This window comes from Candidatus Sodalis sp. SoCistrobi (assembly GCF_900143145.1).
Lineage (GTDB): Bacteria > Pseudomonadota > Gammaproteobacteria > Enterobacterales > Enterobacteriaceae > SoCistrobi.
In genome coordinates this window covers 1-9622 of record NZ_FRDB01000111.1, presented here as the reverse complement: position 1 = coordinate 9622, position 9622 = coordinate 1, and the positions used below count along the sequence as shown (strand labels likewise).

Below are 9622 nucleotides of genomic sequence, written 5' to 3'. Positions count from 1 at the left end.
TGCTCATGCTGAGTTTCCAGCACTAGATTAACTGCCCGTTCACGGACTTCCGGAGAGTAACGTTTGGTCGTTGTCATAGAGACCTCCACTTTTAAAGTATAGACTCTAATTTATCCGGGGTGATTCAGAGACTATCGATGAACAGCCGCAAACGGGATTTCCCAACGGAAAAAGCGCGTCAATATCTGGAACCGGGCCCTATTGTGCTGCTCTCTTCGCACTGCCGCGGCCAGAACAACATTATGACGCTGGGATGGCATACGATGCTGGAATTTTCCCCTGGGCTGCTGGGCTGCGTGATTGCCGCCGGTAATCACAGTTTCTCTCTGGTGCAAGACAGCGGCGAATGCGTTATTAATCTGCCCACCACCGATCTGACCGATAAGGTGGTGAAGATAGGTAACAGCCACGGCGCCGAGGTGGACAAATTCCAGGAAAATGATCTGACACCGCTGAAGGCAGAACGGGTCAGCGCGCCGCTAATCGCCGAATGTCACGCCTGCTTCGAGTGTCGCCTGTTTGATGATCAACTGGTGGACCGCTACAATTTTTTTATCTTCGAGATAGTGAAAGCCCATGTCGCCGCGCGGCCGAAGCACCCGCAGACGCTGCATTATACCGGCGAGGGCGTATTTATGGTGGCGGGGAATATCATCAGCCGGCGCGGTCAGTTTAAACCCGAAATGCTGTAACACCCCTATCGCTGCCCCCGCCTGATTATCCGGGTACGGCGCGCCGCGCTATTACCGCTAGCCCCCCCGCGCCGGACCGCTGCGCGGGCCGCAATATTTGCGCACCAGGACCTAGCCTGGACACCCCTTGGTCAGCGGCCAGCGCTTTAGCACGGCGCCATGTTCGTAACGAGAATTTAACTACCCGCGCCGCCGCGTTGGTCACGGCGGTTGTGCTACCCGCGCCGCGGCTATCGTTACCGGAGTTGAGCTCTTCACGCCGCCACTTTCGCCCCTGGGGTTAAGCTACCCATGCCGCCGCGTTCGTCACCGGGTAGAGTTATCCGCGCAACCGTTTTCGTACAAGGATTAAGCTACCGCGCCGCCGCTCGGCATTGCCGTCGGGCACATGGCCCCTCTGCGACGGCAGAATATCTTGCCGTGGCGGAGAATATGATCGACGTTGAGCGTTACCGGCGATATGATGTGGCCGCTCCGGCATGTCAGTCACCCGCCGCCGCCACTTCGGCCAGGCCGGGGGCGCTTGCCCTGATTTGGTGCTTCGGCACCAGCAGGGTGACACTGCCGCACCGCATTATCGCCTCCGCGCTGAGCGTTAATGCCTGCGGGACCTTCATGCCCGTTGAGAACCTGATTAATCACCCTTAATCGGGTTTTTTTCTGTCCTGCGCCGGTGTCAGAAGAGTGGCATAACGATTGCTTGGGCAGTGCAGACATCTTCTCAGAGATTAAAACACATGTTGGAAAAATTATTTAAATTGACGGCCCACCGCACCACGGTACGCACCGAGATTGTCGCGGGCCTGACGACCTTTTTGGCAATGGCTTATATTTTGTTCGTCAACCCGACCATCCTCAGCGCCACCGGCATGGATAAGGGTTCGGTGTTTGTCGCCACCTGTCTTGCGGCGGCGATTGGCTCCATGCTGATGGGATTCATCGCCAACTACCCCATCGCCCTGGCGCCCGGTATGGGGCTGAACGCCTTTTTCACCTATACCGTGGTCCTGCACATGGGTTACACCTGGCAGATCGCCCTGGGCGCGGTGTTCCTGTCGGCGCTGATTTTCTTTGCACTGTCGATTTTCAAAATCCGTGAATGGATTATCACCAGCATCCCTTTGCCGCTGCGTTCGGGGATTGCCGCGGGCATCGGTCTCTTCCTGGCTATCATCGCGCTGCAGGGCGCCGGTATCGTGGTGGATAACCCGGCGACGCTGGTCGGCCTGGGCGATCTCACCCGGCCTGGCCCGCTGTTGGCCATGTTGGGCTTCATTGTCATCGTGGTGCTGGAAGCGCGGCGGGTCCCGGGCGCGGTATTAATCGGTATTCTGGCGATCACTTTTCTGTCCATCGCGGTGGGCCTCAGCCCGTTTGCCGGGGTAGTCTCCATGCCGCCGTCAATCGCGCCGACCTTCATGCAATTGGATATCCGTGGCGCCTTGGACATTTCGCTGGTGAGCGTGATCTTCGCCTTCCTGTTCGTGGACGTCTTCGACAACTCCGGCACGCTTATCGGGGTGACCAAACGCGCCGGACTCGCCGATGAACAGGGCAATATCCCTAAAATGGGTAAAGCGCTGGTGGCCGACAGCGCCGCGGCTTTGTTTGGCTCGCTCCTGGGCACCTCCACCACCACCAGCTATGTTGAATCCGCCGCAGGCGTCAGCGCCGGCGGCCGTACGGGTTTGACGGCGATTGTGGTCGGTATCCTGTTCCTGCTTAGCCTGTTTTTCGCTCCGCTGGCCTCAAGCGTGCCCGCTTTCGCCACCGCGCCGGCGCTGCTGTTTGTCGCGGTGCTGATGACCTCCGGTCTGGCGGAAATTGACTGGAAAGATATCACCGTCTCGGCCCCGGTCACCGTAACGGCCCTGACCATGCCCCTGACGTACTCGATTGCCAACGGCATCGCCTTCGGTTTTATCACCTGGACGCTGGTGAAATTGCTGACCGGTCGCTATCGCGACCTGAACGTGGCGCTGATTGTGCTGTCGGTGCTATTTGTTATCAAGCTGGGCTGGCTAAGCGCCTGACCCGTCAGCGGACCGTCCGGCGCACGCCGGAGCGGTCCGCACGCCCTACGGTGGCGCCGCCCTCCCTCTCTTGCCGACCTTGCGTCGATGCTGCCAAACCAAGGCAGGCCCGCCTCCATGCCGTAAGTTCCCCGCTGCGCTGCCGCGTCGGCATGATGGAGGCGAATGCCTCGGCGTGATGAGCGCGAATGGCTCAGCAACCTAGCCTCGCGTCAGCCCTTGCCGCTGACCTCACCCGCGCCACCCTTTTTCAAAGCACCGCAGATTTCCGCACCGCCAACCCCGCGGCATAGTCCGGCGTCGACATCGCCCACAAATAAAACGACGCGACGCTACCTTAGGGCGTATAGCGGCGGCGATAGCGCTCGAACCGTTCCCGCGGCAGCGTCTTGTGGCGGTAAAGATGCATCATGCCGCGGCGAATGGCCAAATCTCCCCAGCTCAGCACATTCGGCCGGCCCAGGGAGAAAATCATCAGCATTTCCGCCGTCCAGACCCCAATGCCCGGTAAGCGGGACAAGGTGGCGATCACCTCCTCATCAGACGCCTGCGCAATCGTGCCAAGATCAAGCTCACCGCTCATGGCGGCGCTGGCCGCCCCTTTGATGTACAATGCTTTTTTCATCGACATGCCGCAGCCCTGAATCGCCTGCGCCGGCAGCGCCTCAAGCCGCTGCGGGGTTATGGCGCCGGCCAGCGTCAGGAGTCGAGCGTTAACCGTTAAGCCTGCTTTCGTGGATATTTGCTGATCGACGATGTTTCTGATAAGCGCGGCAAACAAATCCGGCACCATGCCGCGCTGGAGGACCCCAAAATGGGCAATGGCCTCCGCCATGCGTTTATCCCGCCTGGCCAGCTAGTCGATTTCTTTGCGCCCGTAGTCAAAAAACAGTGCCGTCATGATGTCCTCGTGTTTACCCTATGGCGGTAGCCAGCGCAATAAGCATAGCATTTCGGTCATTATGTTATTGTTCATTTACTTTGATAGGCGTAGCCTGCGCGTGGCCTTCATGGTCACCGTAATTATTGAGACGAGGACGCTGTATGAAGCCACGCAAGGTCATGATCATCGGCACCGGTAATGTCGGCGCCTCCGCCGCCTATGCATTGCTCAACCAGCAGATTGGTGAAGAACTGATTCTGGTGGATATTAATCCATCGCGACTGGAAGGCCAGCGCAAAGATCTGGCCGACGCCGCGGCCTATATGCCGAGCCGCGTAACGGTCAGCAGCCGCAGCGTGGCCGATTGCGCCGATGTGGATATCGCCGTGATTACCGTGTCCGGCGGCAGTTTGAAACCGGGCCAGACCAGGCTGGATGAGCTTGACGCCACCGCCGGCATTGTCGGGCAAATTGTGCCGCAAATGATGGCGGGTGGCTTTAGCGGTATTTTCCTTATCGCCACCAATCCCTGCGATATTATTACCTATCAGGTATGGAAATTGTCGGGGCTGCCGCGCCATCGCGTGCTGGGCACCGGGGTCTGGCTGGATACCACCCGGCTTCGCCGTCTCTTGGCGGAGGAATTGGATATCGCGCCGCAAAGCATCGATGCCTTTATCGTGGGGGAACATGGCGACAGCCAATTTCCGGTGTGGTCCCATTGCGCGGTATACGGTATGCCCTTAGAAGAATTCAGCCGCGGCAAAAACGGGCAATCGCTGGATTTTGCCGCATTAGCTGAACGCACCCGCAAAACCGGCTTTGAAATTTATGCTCAGAAAGGCTGCACGGAGTATGGCGTCGCCGGCACCATCGCCGAAATTTGCCGCAATCTTCTCACCGGCAGCCACCGCGCGCTGACGGTTTCCTGCGTGCTGGATGGCGAATACGGTCAGCGCGAACTGGCCATCGGGGTACCGGCGGTGATGTCGCAAGACGGCGTGGCGCAAATTATCGAGCTGGATTTTACGCCTCAGGAGCGGCGGCAATTTGACGCATCCGCCGCGGTCATTGCGCAAAACGTCCGGCGGCTGGCGAAGTTGCTGTCTTAATCGTCGGCCGGCGGCAATGCCCGCCTCTCTGGTTGGCGGCAATGTCCGCCTCTGTGGCTGGCGGCAAGGCCCGCCTCTGTGGCCGGCGGCAATGCCCTTATGCCGGAAGCGTCCTCTTTTCGGCAACACGCCATCGGCGTGCGGATTCGCCAGCCACATGCCGGCCGCCCTCGTCACCCCTCTCGTATGCCAATCATCGGATGTCGCCGCAAAAAAATGCGTGCGCCGGTAAACGGTTTTAATCCAATTAATAGCCATATAATTAATTAGGCACGTCGTTTTAATTTTCTTTATCTGGCCGCGTAAATTTTAGAAACTGCCTGATTTCGCGTTTCAGAATTTTTTTCATATGGTTGAAAAAAATTATCTTCCTTAGCTTTATTCGACAATACAACTTCTGACAACACACGCCGACAGGGCTAATCTTCGCCCGGCGCCACTGGGTTAATTGCGCATTACCCGGCGAATAATTCGGTATCTGGGAATAGGATGGCTCCGCGCCAGGCATCACGGCCAGCATCCCCGGCCCCCCTTGGTCAAGAGTGCGCAGCGCCGAGAGCGGCACCGCTTCGGCCATATCGCACGATGCTGCACCTTTTTTTTCCGCAGGGGATAATGTGCCAGGTAATTTCCCTAGCCAATAAAGTAATGCCACCAATAAAAATATTAATACAACCTGACGTAATATTATACCGGGATCATATTTATATATGGTCATGAGAGAACTTATCCGCCTTGAACCAAGGCCGCCGCTGACGCCCTTTTGCACCGGTAAAAATTCCGTCAGGCTCAGAAACTTCCATCTGCCCCGGTCATCAATACAAAAAATAGTAATAAGATTCATAATAAATCAATAATTTAATTCAGTGGCTTAGCCCCATTATTCTCTGCCCTGACTCCTTGGTAGTGATTAAACTAACAGGCAAGGTGATAATGCTATCATCATTTTCGCCGCGGCGTTATTTTATTTATCTGCATCAGCTATATATATTCAATGATCAACAATTAATAATCATAATATGTCATAGGCTATATACCCCGATAAAAAAAGGCCGGGGAGCGCCCGGCCTGCTGTAGCAGTTTCTACCTCCAATGCGGCTTTTGCCGCATTTAAGGTTGTTTATCAATCACGGTGCTGAGCGCCTTGACTTCCCCGATCGCCTTCAGTTTTTTCGACAGCTCGCGCCGCTCTTTCGACAATTCGGCGTTCTTGATGATGTAATCATCAACGCGATCTTCATAATCGGTACGCATATTGCCAATAATCGCCTGGATTTCCTCAATAGACATCCCCGATTTGATGTAGTCGCTCAGGTTGTCCAGCAGCAGCACACGCTTCTGGTTATCGCGGATTTTTTTCTCATTGTCGGCAATCTCGCGCTGCAGCTTGTTTTTGCGGCGAAACATGCGCACGAATTCCAGGACATCGTGGAATGAAGGCTTAATGTGATCCATTTCAGTTTCCTTGCTTAGCTGATACGTTAAATTCTTTGCAATGCTGCGTGCTTACAGAGTAGCAGCTATGCACCACTTTGGCATGCCCCCTATTCTACCCGCTTTTTGGCGACGGCAAAAATCTGTGCGCGCGGGCGGGGATGGCCTACGACCCAACGCGCGGCCACCGGAGCGCGGCGCCGCTCACGGCATTGGCCGGCGAAGTGCGATACACAGCAACTGCGCCAACTGTTCCAGCTGTTGGGCTAATTTCAGACTCAGCCACACATAGCCATAAATCGGGGCTTCAATCTGGTGACGCTGATTTATCTGATCCCGCATTTGATGCAGCTCCGCCGCGATGGAGGCCAGCTCCTCGCTATTGGCAACGATTGGCTCGGGATTCCCCTCACGCAACGCTTCCGCCAGCGTAGCCAGCGTCCGCAGGGTTCTGATTTGCGTGCTGCGCAACGACGTCGCGTTTAACAACAAAAAATGGCTTTCGCGCGAGGCCCACCAAGCTTCTATCTGCATTTCCAACACGCAGACCATATTGCGGCTCAGTGTCTGGATCGATTCCATGACCGGTTTCGGCAGGCCGGTTTCTTTGCTTGCCGGCGTCAGCAGCGCGCGGATTTTGACGATATCATTCAGTACGGTCTTAAGACGCCCTTCCAGCCGCGGCCGCTCGATGACGTTGGGCGAGATGTACGCCGCATAAATCTTGCTGATGGCCAGCAGGCTAAAGCGCATCTGCATGCGCCAATGGATAAACGCCCGCTGCGGGTAAATACTGGTAAATAACCACATCCCCGCTGCGCCACAGGGCGGTGCCCATATCCCCCGCGCCGGCGCCGCACACCACCGCCAGCGTGATGCCGATTAATAGCGCCATGTAGGGGCGTTTGCCGAGCGTGAGGTAACCGCAGAAAAACATGACCAGACCACACCAGACCAGCATCACCGGCAAGGAGATGAGTTCCAGACGCAGGGCGATAAGCCCCGAGGCGGCGCCGAATACCGTGCCGGCAATACGCTGAAGCGCGCGTTGCAGCACATTGCCCCAAAACGAGATTGGCCCCATGACCACCACCAGCGTAATCAGAGGCCATGTGCCTTCCGGCAGCGCCAGCAGACGCACGATCAAGAAGGTGAGCACGAACGCCAGCGCGATGCGCAGGCCATGGGCGATACGATAATGCTGGTAAATACGGTATTCGAGAGGAGAGATTTTTTTGTCGAGACGCCCGCCGGAGTAACCAACAACTAAGGAAATAACTATTTTAGTCAATTTGAATGCCATTAACATCAATAATCACAAAATCATTTATAAGACTAATGATGTTCTAGCCCGCAGTGTTCCCTCTGCCTGGCGACCGAGTTCCGGTGAAAAACACCGCGACGCTCTGCGTGCGGCGCAAGCGGCGTTACCCGCGCAATAGCGTGCAGGGCTTGTCGTTCCTCAATCTTGATGCCCCCTTGCCGGCCCGGGTTGACTCTGTTGCAGGGATCATTCCGGTAGCCCGTAGCGTCACAGAGCGTTCCGGCAGCACATGGGCAGAGCGCAGCCGGACGCTGACGTAGCCGAGGGGGAGCTAAAATCAATGGCAATGACAGCCACTGACAGGAGGTTACCGCAGCCGGTAGCACAAGCAACGGCATCGGCATCGGCATCGGCATCGGCATCGGCATCGGCATCGGCATCGGCATCGGCATCGGCATCGGCATCGGCATCGGCATCGGCATCGGCATCGGCATCGGAGGGACATTATGCCAAGCGCACAGGAAACTCCAGCCTCCCGTGGCGCGCCGGTTGCATCCTGTTTGTCTGGCGTTTCGGTAATGCACAAATGGGTAGCGTCAGAGGGCGGCGATTGCAGCCAGGCGCCTGATCGCTAATGGAAAAGTAAACGGTTACATTCCGCTTTACAAAAAAAGGCGCTATTGCGTGGCGCGAGAAAGAAGTAAAAAGCCGTTTTAAATATGAGGAAAAATAACTTTAACTTAAACAGCCATTGTCAAATGGCTGCCAGGCCAGTTTAATAATAGTCCTCCCGCAAAAAAACTTAGCCGTTTCATGAAGAAACGTGATTATCCGGCTGATGAACAATCCATTTATTGCTTTGGTCTTATCTTCTTTTAAATGCACGCTTTTCAGGATTGTTATTTGGTATTCAACTGCGGTTTAGGTCGGTATGTTTATGATGTCGGCCGGTCAATCGTATTTCCGGTTTAGCACATTTCATATTGGTTTACGTTTTATGCATCCCATACACAAATTACGCAGTAGAATCTTGATGACCCGTTATTTTGCTTGGCGGGGGGGTATTTATTGTTTGCTTATTATTTTGGATTTTAGTTGTTGCGCTCATTCTTCGCTGGCTGGCCTAATAAGGCGAGTGTCAGTAGCCGGAGGTTAGCACCGCACGGCCCCAAAACGCATTTTATCCCTCTAGCCCTGACAGCCCAGCTGCGGCCATTGCCAGCCGGTGTCTCTCAATCTCGCCCTTAGCCTAATTTGCTTCCCAGCCGGTATTGCTTGCTTGCGCCGTCAAGAATTATCGTCGCTCGATGAGGCGGTATTCGCAAACGGTGTCAATCACAAGGCGGGCCGCCATTAATCGAATTCGCCAATCATATTGACCAGCGGTGATATTGAACCCGGCCGCGCAGACAATTCCGGCAAAGGTTCCGGGACGGCAGAGCGCCAGGTTTCCCGCAGCAGAAGCCGGGCCGGCCCCAGCGTAAAGCTGTGCTGCTCGACGCCGTGCTGATTCACCCGCAAGTGAATATGTACGGTACTCGATAACGTCGCCGTTCCGTCTGGCTCGCCAGGGGTATTTTCACAGCGGGGGGTCGGTCCAAAACCAACAATCGGCCAGCATAAGGTTGCCGCGACATTAACGCCCTCGCCCGGACTGACCTCAAAGCTTACCGCCGGTTTTGCCAACCGTAGCCAAAGTCCTTGATAGATTATCCGGTCAGGCTGACCACCATCGAATTGTGACAGGATACGCTGCCCGACCGCCTCACCGATACCCGCGGGATTGAGCAAGCGGGTAAGGGCCAGCAAACTCAAGGCATTGTACTGCACCAACGCAGACAACTGCGCCAGTACGTCGTCTCGCGACGAAGGCGACCTGGCGTCGCCGGCATAATGCCAGGCGCTGTGCCACGCCTGTGCGCCTTTTTGGACCCGCAGCCGCAAATCCTGTTCCGCCGGGTGCACCCTCAACGTCATGCCCTCGTCCTAGGCCCGATCAAACGCCGGATCCACCGCCCATTTACCACGCATCACCGGGTGCTTTATCGGCAGCGAGAAACCGTGGTGTTTATCAAGGTGAATCACCCCGGATAAATTAGAGTCTATACTTTAAAAGTGGAGGTCTCTATGACAACGACCAAACGTTACTCTCCGGAAGTCCGTGAACGGGCAGTTAATCTAGTGCTGGAAACTCAGCATGAGCA

General features: G+C 55.9%; 9 protein-coding genes and 1 pseudogene. 5 read left to right on the top strand and 5 right to left on the bottom strand.

The features are described 5' to 3' along the window. The first annotated feature begins 137 nt into the window (after positions 1-137). The 3 genes from CINSTRO3249_RS08985 to CINSTRO3249_RS08980 all read left to right on the top strand — a co-directional run bounded on the left by CINSTRO3249_RS08985 (position 138) and on the right by CINSTRO3249_RS08980 (position 2725). The gene (locus CINSTRO3249_RS08985; protein ID WP_074013033.1) at positions 138-692 is read left to right on the top strand and encodes a flavin reductase family protein; all 555 of its coding nucleotides are present in this window, start codon (positions 138-140) and stop codon (positions 690-692) included. Positions 693-1124: 432 nt separating this feature from the next. Beyond that, positions 1125-1340, top strand: coding sequence for a hypothetical protein (locus CINSTRO3249_RS16565; protein WP_125933157.1), 216 nt, complete (start codon positions 1125-1127; stop codon positions 1338-1340). 89 nt (positions 1341-1429) lie between these two features. After that, positions 1430-2725 carry an NCS2 family permease gene (locus CINSTRO3249_RS08980; protein ID WP_074013032.1) on the top strand — a complete coding sequence of 432 codons (1296 nt, stop codon included), beginning with the start codon at positions 1430-1432 and terminating at the stop codon, positions 2723-2725. 337 nt (positions 2726-3062) lie between these two features. Here CINSTRO3249_RS08980 and CINSTRO3249_RS08975 read toward each other — a convergent pair whose 3' ends face one another. Next, entirely contained in the window at positions 3063-3560 is a 498-nt protein-coding gene (locus CINSTRO3249_RS08975; protein WP_254304330.1) for a DNA-3-methyladenine glycosylase family protein, read from the bottom strand. Between the two features lie 209 nt (positions 3561-3769). Here CINSTRO3249_RS08975 and CINSTRO3249_RS08970 point away from each other — a divergent pair, with 209 nt between their 5' ends. Continuing rightward, complete coding sequence (locus CINSTRO3249_RS08970; protein ID WP_074013031.1) at positions 3770-4720, top strand: L-lactate dehydrogenase; 951 nt, start codon at positions 3770-3772, stop codon at positions 4718-4720. A gap of 280 nt (positions 4721-5000) precedes the next feature. On the opposite strand, the gene CINSTRO3249_RS08965 is transcribed toward CINSTRO3249_RS08970, so the two are convergent. The 3 genes and pseudogenes from CINSTRO3249_RS08965 to CINSTRO3249_RS08955 all read right to left on the bottom strand — a co-directional run bounded on the left by CINSTRO3249_RS08965 (position 5001) and on the right by CINSTRO3249_RS08955 (position 7457). Then, positions 5001-5564: a hypothetical protein gene (locus CINSTRO3249_RS08965; protein WP_074013030.1), complete on the bottom strand. Its 564-nt coding sequence runs from the start codon at positions 5562-5564 to the stop codon at positions 5001-5003. A 266-nt stretch (positions 5565-5830) separates the two neighbouring features. Further along, positions 5831-6175, bottom strand: a complete 345-nt coding sequence (tmaR, locus tag CINSTRO3249_RS08960; protein ID WP_074013029.1) for a PTS system regulator TmaR — start codon at positions 6173-6175, stop codon at positions 5831-5833. 183 nt (positions 6176-6358) lie between these two features. Continuing rightward, positions 6359-7457 (bottom strand): annotated as a pseudogene (locus tag CINSTRO3249_RS08955) (FUSC family protein). A gap of 83 nt (positions 7458-7540) precedes the next feature. Between CINSTRO3249_RS08955 and CINSTRO3249_RS16560 the strand changes: the two are divergent. Next, positions 7541-7738 (top strand): hypothetical protein, encoded by a 198-nt coding sequence (locus CINSTRO3249_RS16560; protein ID WP_125933156.1) that lies wholly within the window; start codon positions 7541-7543, stop codon positions 7736-7738. Positions 7739-8771: 1033 nt separating this feature from the next. On the opposite strand, the gene CINSTRO3249_RS08945 is transcribed toward CINSTRO3249_RS16560, so the two are convergent. After that, positions 8772-9395 carry a hypothetical protein gene (locus CINSTRO3249_RS08945; RefSeq protein ID WP_074013027.1) on the bottom strand — a complete coding sequence of 208 codons (624 nt, stop codon included), beginning with the start codon at positions 9393-9395 and terminating at the stop codon, positions 8772-8774. Between the last annotated feature and the right edge of the window lie 227 nt (positions 9396-9622).